The organism is Lactonifactor longoviformis DSM 17459, from assembly GCF_900129135.1.
Lineage (GTDB): Bacteria > Bacillota > Clostridia > Lachnospirales > Lachnospiraceae > Lactonifactor > Lactonifactor longoviformis.
In genome coordinates this window covers 1-19,934 of the sequence record NZ_FQVI01000025.1, presented here as the reverse complement: position 1 = coordinate 19,934, position 19,934 = coordinate 1, and the positions used below count along the sequence as shown (strand labels likewise).

At 48.1% G+C, this 19,934-nt stretch carries 13 protein-coding genes; 11 read left to right on the top strand and 2 right to left on the bottom strand.

What is annotated here, in order from left to right:
- Positions 1 to 53: 53 nt before the first annotated feature.
- The 4 genes from BUA56_RS17730 to BUA56_RS17715 all read left to right on the top strand — a co-directional run bounded on the left by BUA56_RS17730 (position 54) and on the right by BUA56_RS17715 (position 5,117).
- The gene (locus BUA56_RS17730) at positions 54 to 734 is read left to right on the top strand and encodes an ABC transporter ATP-binding protein (protein ID WP_072854115.1); all 681 of its coding nucleotides are present in this window, start codon (positions 54 to 56) and stop codon (positions 732 to 734) included.
- A complete protein-coding gene (locus BUA56_RS17725) occupies positions 731 to 3,304 on the top strand; it encodes an FtsX-like permease family protein (protein ID WP_072854114.1) in 2,574 nt (857 codons plus the stop codon). The genes BUA56_RS17730 and BUA56_RS17725 overlap by 4 nt, the downstream gene beginning before the upstream one ends.
- 239 nt (positions 3,305 to 3,543) lie before the next feature.
- On the top strand, positions 3,544 to 4,527 hold the full coding sequence (locus tag BUA56_RS17720) for a DnaJ C-terminal domain-containing protein (protein ID WP_072854113.1): 984 nt from the start codon (positions 3,544 to 3,546) through the stop codon (positions 4,525 to 4,527).
- A gap of 65 nt (positions 4,528 to 4,592) precedes the next feature.
- Entirely contained in the window at positions 4,593 to 5,117 is a 525-nt protein-coding gene (locus BUA56_RS17715; protein ID WP_072854112.1) for a spore maturation protein, read from the top strand.
- A 50-nt stretch (positions 5,118 to 5,167) separates the two neighbouring features.
- Here the strand turns inward: BUA56_RS17715 and BUA56_RS17710 are convergent, their stop codons facing one another.
- Both BUA56_RS17710 and BUA56_RS17705 read right to left on the bottom strand, forming a co-directional pair.
- Complete coding sequence (locus BUA56_RS17710) at positions 5,168 to 6,418, bottom strand: CapA family protein (RefSeq protein WP_072854111.1); 1,251 nt, start codon at positions 6,416 to 6,418, stop codon at positions 5,168 to 5,170.
- A gap of 326 nt (positions 6,419 to 6,744) precedes the next feature.
- Complete coding sequence (locus BUA56_RS17705; protein WP_072854110.1) at positions 6,745 to 7,995, bottom strand: MFS transporter; 1,251 nt, start codon at positions 7,993 to 7,995, stop codon at positions 6,745 to 6,747.
- Positions 7,996 to 8,582: 587 nt separating this feature from the next.
- Here BUA56_RS17705 and BUA56_RS17700 point away from each other — a divergent pair.
- The 7 genes from BUA56_RS17700 to BUA56_RS17670 form a co-directional block, all read left to right on the top strand.
- Positions 8,583 to 9,992, top strand: coding sequence for a trimethylamine methyltransferase family protein (locus tag BUA56_RS17700; RefSeq protein WP_072854109.1), 1,410 nt, complete (start codon positions 8,583 to 8,585; stop codon positions 9,990 to 9,992).
- A 150-nt stretch (positions 9,993 to 10,142) separates the two neighbouring features.
- A complete protein-coding gene (locus BUA56_RS17695) occupies positions 10,143 to 10,784 on the top strand; it encodes a TetR/AcrR family transcriptional regulator (RefSeq protein WP_072854108.1) in 642 nt (213 codons plus the stop codon).
- Between the two features lie 198 nt (positions 10,785 to 10,982).
- On the top strand, positions 10,983 to 11,825 hold the full coding sequence (locus tag BUA56_RS17690) for an SMP-30/gluconolactonase/LRE family protein (protein ID WP_207650951.1): 843 nt from the start codon (positions 10,983 to 10,985) through the stop codon (positions 11,823 to 11,825).
- Positions 11,815 to 12,588, top strand: a complete 774-nt coding sequence (locus tag BUA56_RS17685; protein WP_072854106.1) for an SDR family NAD(P)-dependent oxidoreductase — start codon at positions 11,815 to 11,817, stop codon at positions 12,586 to 12,588. Before BUA56_RS17690 ends, BUA56_RS17685 begins: the two co-directional genes overlap by 11 nt.
- A 2-nt stretch (positions 12,589 to 12,590) precedes the next feature.
- Complete coding sequence (gene ilvD, locus BUA56_RS17680) at positions 12,591 to 14,258, top strand: dihydroxy-acid dehydratase (RefSeq protein ID WP_072854105.1); 1,668 nt, start codon at positions 12,591 to 12,593, stop codon at positions 14,256 to 14,258.
- A gap of 13 nt (positions 14,259 to 14,271) precedes the next feature.
- The gene (locus BUA56_RS17675; RefSeq protein ID WP_072854104.1) at positions 14,272 to 14,961 is read left to right on the top strand and encodes an RraA family protein; all 690 of its coding nucleotides are present in this window, start codon (positions 14,272 to 14,274) and stop codon (positions 14,959 to 14,961) included.
- A gap of 306 nt (positions 14,962 to 15,267) precedes the next feature.
- On the top strand, positions 15,268 to 19,934 hold a 4,667-nt coding region (locus BUA56_RS17670), incomplete at its 3' end, for a glycoside hydrolase family 2 (protein ID WP_072854103.1).

Below are 19,934 nucleotides of genomic sequence, written 5' to 3'. Positions count from 1 at the left end.
ATAGTCTGTATATAAGATACAGACTATTTTCTTTTGCGGAGGTGTACCAAAACATGAACATATTGGAAGTAAAAGGACTGACAAAAGTATATGGAAAAGGGGAGACTCAGGTTCGCGCCCTGGACGGCATTGATCTCACCATAGAAAAAGGAGAATTTGCCGCAATCGTAGGATCCTCAGGGAGCGGAAAATCTACCTTTTTAAATATGGTCGGAGGCCTGGACATACCTACCGGGGGAGAAGTAACGGTTGACGGCAGAAAGCTTCAGGAACTGTCGGATGATGAGCTTACCGTCTTTCGGCGCAGGAAGATTGGTTTTATTTTTCAGCAGTACAATCTGATCCCTATGTTAAATGTATGGGAAAATATTATATTACCCCTGAAGCTGGACGGAAAAAGGGTGGACGAGGAGTATATCCTGGAGATCACGGGGATTCTGGGGCTTCGGGAAAAGCAAAAGAGCATTCCCGGCCAGCTGTCCGGGGGCCAGCAGCAGAGAGTTGCCATTGCCAGGGCTCTGGCGGCCAAACCGGCCATTGTTCTGGCTGACGAGCCTACAGGAAACCTGGATTCAAAAACCAGTCAGGATGTGCTGGGACTGCTTAAAATTTCAAGTGCCAGGTACCGGCAGACGATCCTGATGATTACCCACAACGAGGAAATTGCACAGCTTGCGGATCGGATTCTCCGGATAGAGGACGGAAGGCTTGTAAAAAGGCAGGTGGAAGAATGAAAGACAGAGAAACAGACAGCAGACTGCACCTGCAATTTATTAAAAGCTATAAGAAGAACACCCTTGCTATCTTTCTAAGTTTTGCCCTGACCTTTACACTCCTGACTGCCATGCTGGTTTTGCTCCATACCAATCACAGAATTGCTAACATACAGGCAAAGGCGCAGTTTACCCCCTCAGACTGTTATATAGAAGATCTGTCAGAACAGCAAGTGAAGCAGCTGAAGGAGGACAGGAGTATTCAGAGGCTGGCAGTGGAGCAAGGCGGCCGCTATACATTTCAGCGCAACCATCAGACTATGTTTCTCGTCAAAGGGGATGACGCGCTGATTACCATGATGGCAAAGACCATAGAGGGCAGACTGCCCGCACAGGAAGGAGAAGTAGCCGCAGAGAAATGGGCCCTTTTGAATCTGGGCATAGAACCATCGGTCAACCAGAGCTTTGCCATCACAGACCCGGAAACGGGGGAGGAGAGGAAAGTTACGCTGGTTGGCATCTTGTCCGATATGCCGGCAAATAAAAAATATGGAGTGCTCCAGCTGTATACGCCTCTGGATAAGCATACGGAAGACCCTTATCTTGTGTATCTGCAGTTTCGGGAGGGGGTAAATTATAACTCCAGAACCAAGGAGCTGTGCAAGGAGCTGGGCATACAAAGCGGGCAGATCCGTACCTGTCCTGCAAGAGAGGATTTCCGGGAGTTATACCGGACAGATGTAAAGGTGATCAGTGTAATTCTGGTGATCTGTATGGTGGTATTCTATGGGGTTTACCGGATTGCATCTATCACAAGGGAAAAACAGTACGGCATTTTAAGAGCTGTGGGCATGAAACGAAGACAGCTCCAGAGAATGATTTTATCCGAACTCCTTCTGATCTACTGTGCAGGGGCACCGGCAGGCATCGGAGCGGGACTGCTGGTGTCGATCTTTATCAGTGCAATCTCCGGGGATCGGGATATGGAAATCTATTTATTTAATGAAAAGGTAGGTTTTGCTCCGGTGATACCTGTGTGGCTGATCCTCATCTGTGTGGCCGTAACTGCCCTTTTAATCGGAACGGTGGGATGGATGACTGGGAGAAAGATTGCGCTGGCGTCTGTGACAGAAACCATATCCGGGGGGCGTTCCTGCAGGGAGGAAAAGAAAAGCGGAAGTGTTTTTGCCTTAGGGAAGTCCGGCAGTAAGACAGGCACCCTTTTTCAGATGGCATGCAAGTATATTTTCAGGGACAGGAAGACCAGCGCCTTTGTAGTTCTGACGGTCTGCCTGGGTGTGACCTTGTTTGCAGGCCTTGCGTACCGGGCACAGACGCTGGAGACATACCGCAGAGATACAGAGGAAATGTGGTATTTAAACGGACAGTATGCCGTGACCATGCAGGCCTTCGGCAGCCACCGGGAGGGGATATCCAGAGAAAGTGCCAAGGAGATAGAACAGATCCCGGAGATTACAGCAGTGAAGACAGCATCCGGCATCCCGGTGCGTGTTGTGGATGAGGATGGCAGAAAAAGAAATGACAGCTATTATGAGGAACACAACAAGAGGCTGAGGGACACCTACGGATACGGGGACGCGGGATATGACGGGAGAAATCAGGTGTACAAATCTATCCTGTACGGATATAACAAAGAGGCACTGACGGCATTGAAAAGCCATGTGATTTCCGGGGATTTTGACCCGGAGAAAATAGGGGAGGATGAGGTGATTCTCTCTGTGCTCCGGACGGATGACACGAAGGAGAATAAAAATCCTGGCTTCTACAAAGAAGGCACGCCCCTGATGGAATACCGTGTGGGGGATGAGATACAGATTAAATACCGGAAGGATCTGGATACGGGCACTCTGGAGTATGACGATCTGACAGATACCCGTGCGGAATATGTTTATAAAACATATAAGGTTGCAGCCATAGTATCCTTTGCGTATATGTATGACTGTAACCGGACTGTCTACCCCCTGCTGATCACCAGCGGCGAGCAGATCCAAAAGATTGCCCCTGACAGCAAAATTCAGTGCATGTATGCGGACAGCGGGAACCAAATGTCCCTGTCCAGGCAGATGGAGCTGGAGAGGCGGCTGATAAAGATAAGCAGTCAAAATGATAATGTGTCTGCCCGAAGCTTACTGTCGGAAATCCGCCAGAATGAAGCCTTCTATCAGAAACAGATGGTTTATGTCTATGGCATATCCGTCATTGCTTTTATTTTAGTGATGATCAATATGATAAACAACCTGAGGTACCGTATGCAGACAAGGACCAGAGAAGTATGTATGCTCCGGGCAATTGGAATGAGCGTGGCCATGACAAAGCGGATGATGGTGTTTGAAAATACGATGCTGTGCGCGGTGTCCATAGCTGCGGCTTTTCTTATCTCACATCCGGCATTGAGGTACCTCTACAAAATTTCCGATATGCGTGCCTTCGGTCATCCCTTTCGGTATAACTACCCGGCATTTTTCCTGGTATCTCTGATTGCCCTTCTGATAAGCATGCTGCTTTCCCTGGGAATTCTGAAAACCTGGAAAACACGTGAGATTGTGGAGGGGATGGGGAAGATAGAATAAGATTAATTATTTTTCGCCTATTCCCTTGACAAAAGGAAATATAGCTGTTATATTACAGATATAACAAAAGCCAAATGTCGCAGATGATCACTGTAATATAGTGTTATATTCGGCGATCAGGTATTGAATAAGAACAGCAGCTTATGAGGATACCGGGTATTTCATATAAGAATATATTGTGTTTCCCCGGGAATCTTCCCGGGGAATATTTTTGACTGCACAGCAGGGAGGTGGCAGTAATGGAAAGAAAACGGGATTATTACGAAGTTTTAGGAATTGGCAGAGATGCCGATGAACAGGCGATTAAAAAAGCATACCGCAAACTTGCAAAAACGTATCATCCGGATACAAACACGGGAAATAAAGCGGCAGAAGAACGGTTTAAGGAAGCCACTGAGGCCTACACGGTTTTGAGCGATCCGGAAAAAAAGAAGCTCTATGATAAGTTCGGCCATGCCGGTCTGGAGGGAACACCGGGAGATACCGGCGGATATGGGAATGCATACAGCAGCCCTGACGGCACCTACCGGGAATTTCACTTTGAGGGCGGCGATATGGGTGATATTTTCGGGGACATTTTTGGAGATGTGTTCGGCGGAAGAGATGGAAAAAGATACAGCGGATTTTCCCGGGAGGGCTTTCAGTCAAAGGGAGCGGATCTTCACGCGGAGCTATCGGTCTCATTTGAGGAAGGGGCCTTTGGGTGCGATAAGATCATCACTCTTCAGAATCCGGAGACACCAGGGGGCAAAGCGCAGTCGCTCCAGGTTCATATTCCTGCAGGGATAGAGGATGGCAAAAGCATCCGGCTCCGGGGCAAGGGACTTTCCGGGCTTGGGGGCGGGGAACCGGGGGATCTGCTTTTAAAGGTGCATGTGGGTGAAAAGCCGGGATTCCGGCGGGAAGGCATGGATATCTATACCACTGCAGAGATTCCTTTTACCACCGCAGTGTTCGGCGGGGAGGCTACTGTTCCTACCATTGACGGAAATGTGGTGTGCAAAATTCGCGAGGGCGTGCAGTCCGGGACGAAGATCCGTCTCCGGGGAAAGGGGGTTGTCTCTGTGAAAAATCCACATGTGCGCGGGGATCAGTATGTGACAATACAGATTCAGGTGCCCAGAAATCTGAGCCCGGAAGCCAGGCAGAAACTAAAAGAATTTGAGCATGCATGCAAGGCAGGCAGCCCTAAGCGGAACAACGGGAATGGGAGTGCAGCGTAAAAGGTGTTCTTTTTTTGAGAGCGGCGGAGTAAAATAAATAGACAAGACAGTACAGAGGGTTTATATTGAAGATTTTACTCTATATCTCAGACCTGATTATTCCGCTGGTAATCTTTTATATTGTGGGCTACGGCATTCTCATGAAAAAGAATGTCTACGAGGATTTTGTCACAGGGGCAAAGGACGGTCTTAAGACAGTGGTTCAGATTCTGCCTACATTGGTGGGCCTTATGGTAGGTGTGGGGATCCTCAGGGCGTCAGGCTTCCTGGATCTCCTGGGAGATCTCATAGGGCAGTGGACCAGATATATAGGTTTCCCGTCTCAGCTTGTGCCTCTTGCGATTGTGCGTATGTTCTCTTCCAGCGCGGCAACGGGGTTGGTGCTTGATGTGTTTAAGGAATTTGGAACCGACTCAAAGATAGGTTTGATTGCATCAATTATGATGAGCTGTACAGAGACGATTTTCTATACCATGTCCGTTTACTTTATGACTGCAAAGGTAAAGAAAACGAGATACACGCTCACAGGAGCATTGATGGCTACTGTGGCAGGGATTATTGCCAGTGTTGTACTGGCGGGAATGATGTAGGGTGCACAGGAGACCGGCCTAAGGCCGGCGGCCTGTGCATTTTTGTGTGCTCAGGAATAAACATCACCGGTAATCGCCCCGGCCATTTCCTGCAGCCGCTTCAAAGTGAATTCCTCATTGGAATAGACGTGTATCCGATGCTTTTGTGCCATTTCCTCGGTATAGTCCTCCAGCAGATAGACAGCCCGTGCGCTGGGATCGTCATCATACTGCATAACGATAGGGGTGAGTCCGTAATCATCCCGGATGCTGACACTCCCGTCTTCAGCGGATTTTACCAGGGTGATTTCGGCAAGTCCCCCAAGGAGTGCCTCCGGCCGCTGCTGGGTGGATACAAAGTTTCCCAGGGAGTAATAGACAAGCATCTGATGGCCCTCCCTGTCCTTTTTCATTTCATACCCCTGCAGTACATGGGGATGGGCGCCGATGGTGATGTCAACCCCGTGCCGCAGAAGAAAATCTACTTTTTTCTCCATATCCTTTGTGGGCTTTTTCGAGTATTCTTCCCCTGCATGGAGAAAGCAGATCGTAATATCGGCGGCCTTCTCTGCCTGCTTAATATCCTTCTCTACTCTCGATTCATCCCAGATATCAATAAGATAAGATTTGGAATGGGGGAGGTTATTATCGTTTACTCCGTATGTATAGTTGAGCATGGCTATTTTAATTCCTTTTTTCTCTACCACAGCAATCGCTTCCTGTTCCTTTTTGCTGCCGTGGATTCCCAGAACAGTAATATCAGGGTGCTCATCCCTCCAGAAATCCAGCGTATCCAAAACGCCCTGCTCTTTTTTGTCATAGGTATGGTTGCTGGCCTGCTGGATGACATCGAATCCCGCATTGACCAGGGCGTCGCCCACCTCCGTGGGGGTTCCGAAAAGCGGATACCCCGATAATTCCGACCGGTCTTTTACAAAAACAGTTTCCTGGTTGACAACGGCCAGATCTGCGGCCTGAATTTTGTCTTTTACGTTGGCATAAATGCTGTCATAATTCCAGGCGCCGGATTTCTGTTTTCCTGTTTCGATTAAGGGCCCGTGGAATAAATTATCGCCTGCCGCCAGAAGCGTCAGCGTCTCATCAGGGGAATTGCTCTGGGATGACACCTGCTGTGCGGCTTGTCCGGGACTTTTTGTCTGTCTGTCCCCGCAGCCCTTTATCAGGAATGCCCCGGCAGATATACTGAGTATCAGCAATATGCCAGCCAGCACATATAGCTTCTGGCGTTTTACCTGATCTTCCCGTTCCGCCCTTCGTTTCTCTTGTTCCCTTTCCCGCAGCCGTTCTTTTTTCTCCTTCATTATGGTGTCCTCACTTGTAAATGTAATATTTAAAAAAGCGCTTTTCCATATGTTGGCATTATAATCGTACGAAATGATTTGATTGTCAAGATGCTTGCGAGAAACGTTAGAGTAATGAAACAGAAAAACAAAAACATATAAAAAATTAGAAATATTTTGTCATAATAACCCGCTTTTTTGCGGGTAAAAGAAATAAAAATGCAATAAAGTTATTAACAAAAGTGCAGGGCAGATTGGCAGAGATCCAATGAAAAAAGGTGCAGACATAACCCGTAGGTCAGTCCTGCACCTTTTGCTGCTTACAGAGCAGTATACTTGGCGGAATCTTATGCCTGCTTTTTCAGTGATTTTGTCTGTCTGGTTAAGATAACTGACACGATCAGACCGGCTGCTGAGAAAGCGAAGAGAAGAATAAAAATTTTATTAAAACCTGCTTCCACATTCCCTGCTTTGGTTGCTTCGTCCAGCCATGCTCCGGCGATGGGAGGAATAACAAAATCGGGAATAAAGGCAATGAAGGAGACAACTCCTGTGGCAACTGCTGTCATCTTAATGGGAATCCCTGCCTGCCCCATTGTGCTCCAGTAGGTGGACTTCATAATGTTAGCGATAAAAGCAAGAATAAGCGTAATGGCAATACACACCGGCACCACCTTGTTGGTGAGTATCATTGCCGCTGTAGCCGCAATGACTGCTGTAAATAAGACGAAGAATCCCTTTCCTTTGTAAGTAAATTTATCCAGCAGCCAGCCGCCGATAAATCCTGCCAGAAATACAATAATATAACTTCTGACAATGCCGAGGGTAGAGGCTGTTGACTCTGAAACGCCGAGTACCCGCACGGTATAGGTGGTCAGATAGCCGTTGCCCAGTGTCCAGGAAATATATGCGCAGGCAACCAGGCCGATGGTGATCCATACACCCTTACACTTGAGGGCGTCCAGCATAGAATAAGATTTTCCGCTGTCCTGGGTTTCTTCCTCGCCGTTCAGATTGCCTTTCGGCAGAAAGACAAATGCCAGAACCAGAAATATTACACAGATAACAGTTCCTGCTAAGAGGATAAAGCGGAAACCAGTGGCGACAGAGGCGGCGGCTCCCATAATTCCCAGGAAGATAAAGCCGCAGATTGCCTGAAGAATACCCCGGGTTGCTTCGCTGCTGCCGAAGATAGTACTTTGGTTTTCTTCATCCCCGAGAGAGCGGATACCAGCCAGGTAGGCAGACCACAAAGTGGCAATCCCGAAGAAGCCGAACAGAATATGAACGATCATCAAAAGTACGAAGTTCGTTGTCATAGAGTATACAACGGTACAGGCAGCCAGCCCTGCCAATGAAATTATAATCAGGTTCCGGCAGGAAAACTTTTCTGCAAATATCCCCCCGATGGGATAACAGAGGGTACTGGTGAGGGATACTGCCGTTGCCATCAGTCCCATCTGTGTATCGTTCAGATGCAGCGCTGCAGTCATCTGATCGTAAAATGTGTACCGGAGATATGGAATCTGGTAGGCGAGGGCAACAGTGGCACTTAAAATAATAAAAATCATTAATTTTTTAAAACCCATTTTCTTCATAAAATTGTCTCCATTCCACCGCCAGGTTGACGGTACAAACATACCTTGCACTATAGGTTCCGAGGTTTTTGGCTGTCTTTGTATCCCTCCATTCTTTCTTAATAGTTCGATGCGCAAATGATAACGGCTTTGCTCCCGGCAGTCTGATTGTGTTAAAGGCAGAATGCGTTAGCAGAACTCAGGCTGTGGGTGGTGTAACATGGTTATATAGTTATCATGATAACAAAATGGTAACATAAATGGGGTGCTGTGTCAATGAACATATGAAATAAAATCCCCAATAAATAGATGGAAGTGGTTTAATTAAACATACAATTCATAAAAAACAACAAATATATCAGTAAAAATATGTTGACAATGATAACGTAATGGGATATGATGTTGTTATCAAATGGTATGTAAATGTTGTTTTACGCATAGTGATATAGGGGGTACCGGTGCATGCGGCAGGGGGGCACACCGAGGACCTGTATCGTGTGTGGAGGTGGTTAAGGAAAACCGGATAAAAGAGCCGGCATTGCATCATGGCAGGATTTGGAATCAAGCAAATGGAATCCCCTATTTAATGAAAACGGAGGTATTTGTAAATGCAGAGATATCAATTATTAACACAGAATGAAATCGAACAGATTCATGAGAACTCTCTCAGAATAATGGAAAATGTAGGTATTATTTTCACCTATGAACCTGCAAAAGAGATTCTGAAAAAAGCAGGAGCGAAGGTTGACGGCGATCTGATTCGTTTCCCCAGAGAGATGGTGGAGAGAGAGCTGAAGAACGTACCTTCTTCATTTACAATGTATGCAAGAAACCCTAAAAAGAATGTTGAAATCACATGTGAAAAGACCGCGTATGTGGGACCATACGGCTCACCGTTTGTTATGGATATGGACAGGGGACGCCGCAGCGGTACTCTGGATGATTTTATCAACATAGTAAAAATCTGTGATAAACTGGATAATATTGATATTCAGAGCCATATCTCCTGTGAGCCCAATGATATTGACGTAAAGATCCGTGCGCAGGTGATGGTGTACAATACCTTAAAATACAGCGATAAACCGCTGATGGGCAGTGTATATGGATATGAGAAGTCAAAACAGTGTATTGAGATGGCCTCTATGCTGTTCGGCGGCATGGATGCAATTAAGGACAAACCGGTTATGGCGTCCATCCCCTGTACGCTGACACCTCTGAGCTATGACAACAATATGGCAGGCGCTATCATTGCCTATGCGGAAGCAGGACAGCCGCAGCTTGTTAACTCCCTGTCTATGGCGGGAATGACGACACCGGCTACTCTGGCAGGCCTGGTATCCCTGCAGAATGCAGAAGTTCTGGCCGGTATTGTTTTGGCTCAGTGCGTAAATCCGGGAACACCGATTGTTTATTCTGCATCAGGTTCAAATGCAGATATGTCCACAGGTTCTCTGGCTATCGGTTCACCGGAGGATGCAGTCGTATCTCTGGTTAACGGACAGCTGTGCAAATATTATCAGATTCCATGCCGTATCAGCGGTGCGCTTTCTGATTCTAAGATGATGGATTCTCAGGCGGCCTACGAGTCAGCCATAACCTTAATGATGGCACAGATGGCAGGCGGAAACTTTATCCTCCATGCAGCCGGAATCATTGATACCTACAGTACCACCTCCTTTGAAAAACTCATCATTGATGACGAGATCATTGGCTATCTCAGAAGAATTAACCAGGGTGTTACTGTTAATGAAGAAACTCTTGCTTACGACGTTATTGAAGAGGTAGGCCCAAGAGGCATCTTCCTCACCCACGATCATACGCTGGATAACTTCAGAGATGAGTTCTACAGACCGAGACTCAGCAACCGCCAGACTTATGACCAGTGGCACAGAGAGGGCTGCACGCCGATTGAAAAGGTTGCCAATGCGAAGTGGAAACAGATTGTTGCAGATTACGGCGAGCCTACGTTACCGGCTGATGTTGACGCAGATCTCAGAAAATATATCGAGGCACTCTAAAATATACGCAGTTTATAGAGAGTAGGAACATTCCCTGAAAGAACTTGCTTTTATTAATTTTTTGGTATAAAATTAGATAGCTTGGTGATGACTGCGCCCGCCTGGGGCGCAGTTGTCATAATATTCTAAGTAAGTTTAGGGAGAGCCGCTATGGCAGAGAACAAAAAGAAAGAACTGATACAAAAAACATACGAGATTCTGAAGGATGTAGGGCCCGAGGATACTAAGATACGCACCATTGCTTCTAAAGCTAACTGTACCAGTACAGTGATTTACCGGCACTTTAATGACCTGGATCATCTGCTGCTGTTTGCCTCCATAAAGTTCCTGGAGGACTATATGGTAGACCTGCAGAAGATATTTAACTCCAATATGAACGCCCTGGACATGGGAGTACTGATGTGGGAGTCTTTTTCTAAATATGCATTTCAGAATATTCATGTTTTTGAGACCCTCTTCTGGGGCAAATACAAAGAAAACCTTGGAGACACTATATTCGAATACTACCAGTTGTTTCCGGACGAATGGATTCATTCCGACGGCCTTTCTGCAAGCGTATTCTTTAATGATGACCTGCAGGGCAGAAACCGGATTATGCTTCGGAGAGCAGCTTCCACCGGATACTTTACCTTTGACGATGCCATGCTTCTGAGCGATTTGGAGTGCTGCCTGTTCCATGGGGTATTGATGGAATACAAAGACGTCTACAGACAGCCGGGGATGGCGGAGGAAGGCCATGAACGGTTTATGAAGATGCTGGATTCACTGATCGTAAGATACCGAATTAAATAATTGCATAAAATATAGGGCTGCCGCCCGCCGGATGGGATAAACATCCGGCGGGCGGCAGTTTGCGCTTTCGCGTAATCTTTCTTATGATATTTCCGAATCAGACAAAACAAATAAATTCTGATTCCGAATATTGGAAGAGATAAAGCCAGCGGCTCACTATAATGGAGGAAGAAGGTATAGAAAGAAATGGTGCAAAAGATGGAAAAAATAACGAATCTGCAGGGAATGCTGCTGGAAGGCTGTGTCTGGGACGAAATATTACAGGTTTTATATTTTATAGATATTGAATTCCGAAAACTGTATCAATATGCTCCTGACACGGAGACGCTTCTTATGATGGAAATGCATGATTACATAGGATGTGTTGTTTTGGAACCTTCAGGTACTCTGGCGGCAGCGCTGCCTGACGGATTGTACCGGGTAAACTTCAGACAGAAAACAGCGGTGAAGATTGCTGACAGCGGTCTGGAATGGGGACTCCGGTACAATGACGGAAAATGTGACGCAAGGGGGAGGCTGTGGGTGGGCAGTATGGAGATTTCCCAGGGAGAGCACGCCCGGGGGAAGGGCAGCCTTTATTGTATAGAGAACGGTTTTATAAGAAGCCGATATCCGGGCTATACCATTCCCAACGGCCTGTGCTGGAAAAAAGATTATAAGACATTCTACCATATAGATACCCCAACCAGAAGGGTGGATGCCTATGCGGTAAAAGAAGAGTTTGTTCTGGAAAGGACGGGCACAGCAGTGGATCTGGGAGGGGTTCAGGGCGTACCGGACGGTATGTGTATGGATGCAGAGGGAAAACTGTGGATTGCTATGTGGGGCGGCGGACGGGTAGTCTGCTGCGATGCCGGGACGGGCAGCATTCTCAGGGAACTGGAAGTTCCTGACCGGAATGTGAGCTGCTGTACGTTTGGAGGGAAGAATATGGATATGCTTTATATTACCACTGCCAGGGATGAAACCGGCAGCGGAGGTGAGGTGTACCGTTGTAAATTACAGGTAAGAGGAGAGAAAGCAGAAAGATATGGAAAGTAAAAGAAGAAAAACAGCCCTTATCACAGGGGCAGCGAAGGGAATCGGACGCCAGACGGCATACTGCCTGGCGGAAGCGGGATATAACATTGCAGTAAACTACAGAAGTGACGAGGCTGCAGCAATGCGTCTCTGCCGGGAAGCGGAAGCTATGGGGGTGGAAGCTTTTCCGGTATACGCAGATCTGTCCAGAATGGAAGATATAAAGTCTATGTATGAAAAGGTGTTTTCTGTATTTCCTGTCATTGATGTTTTGGTCAATAATGCCGGGATCAGCAGTGAGGTTGCTTTTCTGGACGCTACAGAGGAAATGTTTGACCATATGACAGCTACTGACTGGAAGGGAGTGTTTTTCAGCAGCCAGATTGCAGCCAGGAATATGATTGCCCACAAGGTAAAGGGGGTTATTATTAATATCTCCTCTAACCAGGTAGAGGGATGCTGGCCCAATGCTACGATCTACGCGTCCACTAAGGCGGCGGTCTCAAAATTCACCAGAAATGCGGCGATGGAGCTTTCTTTCTATGGAATCCGCATGGCGGCGGTGGCCCCCGGATATACAGATGTGGGCTGGGCGCCTGATGATAAGCGGAGAAAGGCGGCGGATAAACTGCCTTTGCACCGTTTTGCCACAACAACAGAAATAGCAAAAGGGGTGGTATATCTGGCTTCGGAGGATGCGGCGTACATTACGGGCACCACTCTTGTTATAGACGGGGGAGCTACTCTTCCGGTGGTGGCTGCCAATGACTTTGTGGAGGACTAAATATGGAAAAAACATATTATAACCATTTGCTTCAGGGGGACGCGGGTGCTCTGAAAAGGGCTTTGTACAAGTCCATGGGTTTTACGGATGAAGCCCTCTCAAAGCCTCTGATTGGTATTGTAAATACGTACACCAATGCGACTCCGGGACATTACAATATCAATGAGCTCTGCCGGCAGGCGGAAAAAGGGATTGAAGCCGCAGGGGGGACTGCCATGACGTTCGGGACAATCGCACCCTGCGACGGCATTGCAGAAGGACATGAGGGAATGCGCTACATCCTTCCTTCGCGGGATTTAATCACTGCCTCTGTGGAATGTATGGTGAGAGCCCACAGGTTTGACGGCCTGGTACTGCTCGGATCCTGCGACAAAATTGTGCCCGGGCTTTTGATGGCTGCAGCCAGACTGGATCTGCCCGCGGTATTCTGCAACAGCGGCCCTATGATGCCGGCCTGTTATAAAGGGAAACATTATGACGGTAATATTGTCACGGAGGCTGTGGGATGGAAGCAGCGGGGAGAAATAACGGAAGAGGAGTTCTCCGACATCGAAAATCTGGCCGAACCCTGTGCAGGTTCCTGCGCAATGCTGGGAACTGCAAATACAATGGGGTGTATGGCGGAGGCTATGGGGATGAGTCTTCCCGGAAGTGCTGTGATACCGGCCGTCTACGCAAAACGCCTGCAGATTGCCTATGAGACCGGAACTGCGGTTATGGGACTGGTAAAAAGGGGAATTACTTCCCGCACCATTATTACCAGAGAGTCTATAGAGAATGCTATTGTTCTTTTGATGGCTATGGGGGGGTCCACAAATGCAATCATGCACCTTCAGGCCATTCATAAGGAGGCTGGGCTGGGCGCTCTTTCCCTTGAACGGTTTGACGTTTTCAGCAGAAAGGTGCCTCAGGTAGCGTCTGTATATCCGGCTTCTCCCTATGATATGGTTGATTTTTATGAGGCAGGGGGAGTGCAGGCGGTGATGAAGGAGCTGGAACCTATGCTGCACTGCAGATGCATGACAGTGACCGGGGAACCCTTGAGCAGCAATTTGGAGAGAGCTTCCTATACCGGACGAAGAGAAGTGATAAAGACCAGAGAAGAGCCGTTTCACCGGGACGGCGGTGTTGCGGTTCTGACCGGAAATCTGGCCCCCCTGGGGGGAGTGGTAAAACCGGCGGCAATTCCCTGTGAATTGATGCGCATGGCAGGTACCGCAAAAGTCTATCAAAGTGAACCGGAGGCCTGCAGGGCAATCCTAAAGGGTGAAGTTTCACCCGGGACAATTATTGTTCTGAGATATGAGGGACCTAAAGGGGGCCCCGGGATGCCTGAGATGTACCGTCCCATGAAGTGTCTGGAGGGAATGGGACTTGCTTCCTCCTGCGCCATAGTAACTGACGGAAGGTTTTCCGGTTCTAACAGAGGATGCTTTGTAGGACATATATCCCCGGAAGCATATGAGGGGGGGACGATCGGGTTAGTGGAAGACGGGGATGAGATCCGGATCGATGTGCCGGGACGCAGACTTGAACTGAAGGTTTCGCAGGAGGAGCTAAAAAAGCGCAGAAAGAACTGGAAGCCTGCAGAAAAGAAGCTGGCTGACGGTTATCTGAATACATACAGAAGGATAAGCAAATCTGCGGCCGAGGGGGCCGTAGCTGAATGAAAAGGAGAGGCAAATGATTACATGGAACAATGACAGTGAGTTATTTGAATTGATGAGAAAAGAGCTGTACTCTGCAGTGCTGGGAGATATTTTGGACAAGATGCACTATTTCCACCAGTTTCTCCCCTCCCGCCTGCAGCCGCTGGATATGGACATGGTTCTGGCAGGAAGGGCCATGACAGTGCTGGAGGCAGATGCATTTGAAGAGCTGTCTGAGGGGCAGAATCCGATTATGAAAAAACCCTTTGGGCTGATGCTGGAAGCTTTGGATGATCTGAAAAAGGATGAAGTCTATATCTGTGCCGGTTCCTCTCCTTCGTATGCACTGGTAGGAGAACTGATGTGTACCAGGATGCAGATCCTGGGAGCGGCAGGAGCGGTAGCTAATGGGTTTCACAGGGATACTAAAGGGATCCTGGAATTGGGATTTCCCTGTTTTTCCTATGGGCGGTATGCACAGGATCAGGGGCCGAGGGGTAAGGTGATTGATTACAGAGTGCCGATTGAAATCGAAGGAGTAAGAATCTATCCCGGAGATATCATTTTTGGGGATTTAGACGGAGTTCTGGTAATTCCAAAGGAGATCGAGAGGGAGGCAATTACACGTGCCTGGGAGAAGGCCACAGGTGAAAAAATGGTGGCAGAGGCCATCCGGGGCGGCATGGGTGCCAGGGAATCCTTTGACAGGCACGGGATTATGTGATGTGAAGTATTCGGAACTAGAAATTTTTTTTGTACAATAACAGTAACGGAGTCTTATACGGGAATTCTGAGGATTAAGCGTATAAGGCTCCCATTTTTTATTGTAATAAGATGAATTCCGAATATTGTACAAAATAGTGCCTCCTGTTCCTAATTCCGGAAGCTTTCCCGTGAGAAGACAGGTAGAATACTTAGTAAGATTCGCTTAAGTCTTCTTTGTAACTAAGTAATTGAACTGCGCCCAAAGGGAGGGCTAAAGCTCAGGCCTTCCCTTTGGCAGGTTTCAGAAGAAGGAGGAATTTCAGTAATGGGAAAATGGAAAAGAACGTTGAGCCTTATGATGACGGGTGTGATATCCCTGCAGCTGGGCAGCGTGCCTGCCCTGGCAGACAATACGCCCCCCTCGGAGGAGGCGCCGAAGGCACAGGTGGAGGATGTCAAGATTGGCAGTGATGTGTGGGAGACACCGGTGATTCCGAAAGCAGCAAAAGCTCTTTCCGGGGTGGAAAACAGTGAAATCACTCTGAACGAGACGACCGGTGACGGAACCTGGGAGTATCTCTATGACATACCTGATTATACCGATCCCGGAGGTGTTCCTGCCCCCACAGAGGAGAATCAGGACTTTGACTTCAGCGCCTGGGCAGAACGGGACTGGCAGAGCATAAAGGTTCCCGGAGAACCTCTGATGCAGGGGTTTGATATTCAGGCTAACAACGAGTATTATTATCAAAGAGAAATTACAGTTCCGGAGGATTTTGCTGGTACCAGAGTCCTTGTAAGGTTTGACGGTGTATACAGCAATGCCCGTGTGTGGATAAATGGGAAATATCTGCAGACTCATGTGGGAGGATTTACCACTTGGGACTGTGATATCACGGAATATGCAGCGCCCGGGGAGACCGTTACCATGACTGTGGGGGTTGCAGAACTGTACTCCACAACACCGGGAATCTGGAATCCCGAGGGAAAGTCTGTGAATAATCCGGCAAACGCCACAGAGTACGCCCACCACAATATGGGCGGCATTAACCGGGATGTGAGCCTGGTGGCTATGCCTTTTGATTACATAGCCAGGACACATGTGAATACCGATTTTGATGAGACCTTTACGGACGCCAGCCTGGAAGTAACCGCCCAAGTGGGAATGGTAACAGGGGAAGCTGAGCTTCAGGTGGAGCTTTTGGACGGAGAAGAGGTAGTGACTTCGGGTGAGATGGAATTCACAAGAGACGCCGCAGAGCTTAAGAATCTTCCGGAGCTCATTGAGGAGGCCACTGTTTTACTGGACGAAAATGCAGACAATCTGTATGAGGGTGAAGACGGGCAGCCTGGGCAGTATTCCCAAGAGGCATATGATGCAATGCGGGCAAAGAGAGACGAGGCAGTGCAGCTTATTGCAGAGTCAGCGGAACTTTCGGGCGCCAAAAAACTGACGCTTCCGGTACAATCCCCGAAGCAGTGGGATGCAGAGCATCCCAATCTCTATACACTCAGAAGTACACTGACTGTGGACGGAAAGACAGTACAGGTAAATGAAGAAAAAGTAGGATTCCGTGAGATTCAGTACAGCGGAAAAGACGGAACAGATAAAAACAAGGTATATGTAAACGGCAAAGAGGTGAAGCTTCGTGGTACCTGCCGTCATGATGTGTCCTATGATTTGGGACGTTCCATGACCAGAGAACAGAGCTATGCGGAGATTGAAGCTTATAAGAAAGCCAATATCAATCATATCCGTACCTCCCATTATCCGGCGTCCGAAGATCTGCTGGATGCCTGTGATGAGCTGGGAATCTACGTAGAGCAGGAGACTGCTGTTTGTTTCCAGGGCCCCTGGGCGGATGTAAGCAGTAAATATGAGGATTTTCTTCCTCAGTTTACAGAGATGATAGAACGGGATCGGAACAGGCCCTCTATTCTTATCTGGTCTCTGGGAAATGAATCCAACTACAGCAAAGTGGCTTCTCAGTCCGGCGGAAATGCATTCCAGGACGAACGGGACTACCTTAAAGATGTGGATACAACCCGTCCTACCATTTTTAGCTTTCCGGATACTGGGGAACCTGCAGGATTCGTGGATATTTACAGTGCGCACTATGCGAGTGTAACCGGGGGAATGGGCAGAAGTGATAAACCGGTGCTTCATGATGAATACGCCCATATCCCGTGCTATAATCTGGATGAACTCCAGAGAGATGTAAATGTCCGCAACTTCTGGGGCGAAAGCGTTAAAAAGGGCTGGGAAAATATCTTTACTTCAGACGGCGCGTTAGGCGGTGCTTTGTGGGGAGGCATTGACGATGTCTTCTACATCCCGGAAGGGACAAACGAACGGTGGCAGTCCCACTCAGACGGACAGACTGCGGGATACGGAGAATGGGGAAGTGTATTAGATGCCTATCTGAGAGAAAAACCAGAGGCTTATCTGACCAAAAAGGCTTACTCTCCGGTACGCGTGGACGAGGACAATTGCTATGTATCCGGGGATACTATGAATATCCCGGTAAAGAACTGGTTTGATCATACGAATTTCAATGAGCTGAAGCTGGAATATTCCGCAGACGGCGGGGCCGTCAGTTCTATAGAAATAGAGGAAAGCATTGAGCCCCACAGCGAGGGTGTGCTGGCAATACCAGGCGTATCGAAAGATGCCCGGAATGTCAATCTGAAATTCTATACACCTGACGGACTTATGGCCGACGAGTATAATGTGGAGCTGGCCGAGGTGCAGCATAACTTTACACCTCCAAGTGATACGGCGCCGCTGATTTCATCAAACGAAGATACCAATGAGATTATCGTAAGCGGAGACGGGTTCTCTGTGGCATTCAGCACAGTGACGGGTCTCATCACCAGCGGCAGCTTTAAAGACGGCGCGCTGATTACCGGCGGTCCTTACCTCCATGTAACAGGCATGAGCCTGGGCGAATGGACACCTGATGCAGCCAATGGGATTACCGTGGACTTGCAGGATAATTTTGCGGTTGTCACCTTAAACGGAACGTATCAGAATGGACAGGGTGTCCGCTTTGATATGAAGATATCCGGAAATGGGATCATTACAACGGACTATACATTGACCACAGAGCCTAAGACTAAGACAGGCCTGAGAGAAGTTGGAATCAGCTTTGATATTCCTAAGGATATGGAAAGCGTAAGCTGGCTGCGCGACGGCCTTTACAGTGCGTATCCGGAGGACCATATCGGGCGTAATGAGGGAACCGCACTGAAAATCAGGGAAGGTGCAGACGAGACACCGGATCAGTACGGGGTACTGCCTCAGTGGCCATGGAAAGACGATATGAAGAATTACTTTGTCTATGCCACAGAGGATCCCAATAACGGGCTGGTAACCAATGATTTTAAAACGATGCGTGAAAATGTTTGGTACTATAATGTAAATTACGGGACACAGGAGGATTCTCCAAGAGTCAGTGTAGAGTCGCAGGACGCAAAGGTAGCGGCCAGGGTTGGCATTAATTATGACTTGGGATATATTGATGACCGAGATGCCAGGATTAAGTACACAGGCGGATGGGGAACCTATGACTCCAGTGCTGACTATGCGGGAACAGAAACTTTCAGTACAAAGCTGGGGGATTCCTGCGAGTTAACCTTTGAGGGAACAGGAATACGTTATATAGGATCAAAACAGAAAAATGTAGGTAAGGTAAAAGTTTATATTGACGGAGAGTTTATGGAAGAGATTGATACTTACAGCGATCTTGGAAATGAACTGAAACAGAGTGTAATATACAGCGTTGACGGACTCGAGAATGGAGAGCATACTATCAAGCTTGAAACTTCAGGGGGAAATGCTAACTGTATTGTAGTAGATGCTTTTGAAATTCTCAGCGGCGATGACACGCAGGCAACGGAGAAAGCGCAGCTGATTATCAATAATCAGTGGTACTATCCGAACCTTGGATGGGGCAATTATACAGGGATAGCAGGCAAACTGGCAAAGGGGACGAAGGGAACAGCAACTGTCCGCCTGACGAATGGAGCTAACTATTCCACAGAGACAGTCTCATCCCTGTCTAACGTAACAATTTCTGAGGATGGAGATGCTCAGCTTAAAGTTACTTATGATGTCCGCAATGCAGATGAAAGTACATCGGTAGGGCTTCAGTGGTACCGCATTGCAGCAGGAGACCCGGACTCAAAAGCCCAGGCCATCGAGGGGGAAACAGGCGAGACTCTTGATGTCTCCGGACTGGACGGCAATAAAGTATATTGCACCGCAACTCTCATGCGCGGGGAGACGGCGAAAGATCCGGTTAAGAGTAATGTTTTGGAAGTGGGAAGCTTTACCTTCTATGACATTATAGCGGACTCTCCGGACTTCCAGTTTACGGGAGAAAAAGGTACCGATTATTTTACCGATCAGGACAAGAGCTGGACGGCAAATGCCTATGGCAAATCCGTAACCTATCTGGCTAAAAATAACGCGAAAGTGGCATTCACCTTTACCGGCAGCGGAGTGCGCTGGGTTGGTGCAAAGGAAAATAACCAGGGAATTGTAAGAATTACTGTAGATGAGGGCACTCCTGAGGAAATCGATCTGTACGATGCAGACGCAGCCACAGGAACTCAGGTATACGAGGTGCTCTATGAGCAGACCTGGGAGGATGTAAGTGAACACACGATTACGGTTGAGCACACAGGAGATAAAAATCCTGCCTCTTCGGGAAGCTATGTGAGCCTGGACGCCTTTGTGGTAATGGGAGAGAATGCTGCCAGTGCACAGATGCTGGAGGACACTCCCCTGCCGGAGGAAGTGCCTGAGGAGACTGACCCGCAGGAGCCGCAGGCGGACCCTGCCGGAGAGGAATCGGAAGCGGAGGATCAGAGCGAAGACGTGCAGCCTGTGCAGGAGGCAGAGGAAGCTAAACAGGAAGCAAGAAGAACCGGTGACAGCTTTGAGAGAAGGATGGCCTCTGCAGGACTTATCAATGAGAGCATGGCAAA

Bases quoted from the DNA above. Each gene is read 5' to 3' on its own strand.
- BUA56_RS17690 (WP_207650951.1), top strand. From the start codon at position 10,983: ATGGAAAAAATAACGAATCTGCAGGGAATGCTGCTGGAAGGCTGTGTC.
- BUA56_RS17695 (WP_072854108.1), top strand. From the start codon at position 10,143: ATGGCAGAGAACAAAAAGAAAGAACTGATACAAAAAACATACGAGATT.
- BUA56_RS17720 (WP_072854113.1), top strand. From the start codon at position 3,544: ATGGAAAGAAAACGGGATTATTACGAAGTTTTAGGAATTGGCAGAGAT.
- BUA56_RS17685 (WP_072854106.1), top strand. From the start codon at position 11,815: ATGGAAAGTAAAAGAAGAAAAACAGCCCTTATCACAGGGGCAGCGAAG.
- BUA56_RS17725 (WP_072854114.1), top strand. From the start codon at position 731: ATGAAAGACAGAGAAACAGACAGCAGACTGCACCTGCAATTTATTAAA.
- ilvD (WP_072854105.1), top strand. From the start codon at position 12,591: ATGGAAAAAACATATTATAACCATTTGCTTCAGGGGGACGCGGGTGCT.
- BUA56_RS17730 (WP_072854115.1), top strand. From the start codon at position 54: ATGAACATATTGGAAGTAAAAGGACTGACAAAAGTATATGGAAAAGGG.
- BUA56_RS17675 (WP_072854104.1), top strand. From the start codon at position 14,272: ATGATTACATGGAACAATGACAGTGAGTTATTTGAATTGATGAGAAAA.
- BUA56_RS17710 (WP_072854111.1), bottom strand. From the start codon at position 6,418: ATGAAGGAGAAAAAAGAACGGCTGCGGGAAAGGGAACAAGAGAAACGA.
- BUA56_RS17700 (WP_072854109.1), top strand. From the start codon at position 8,583: ATGCAGAGATATCAATTATTAACACAGAATGAAATCGAACAGATTCAT.
- BUA56_RS17705 (WP_072854110.1), bottom strand. From the start codon at position 7,995: ATGAAGAAAATGGGTTTTAAAAAATTAATGATTTTTATTATTTTAAGT.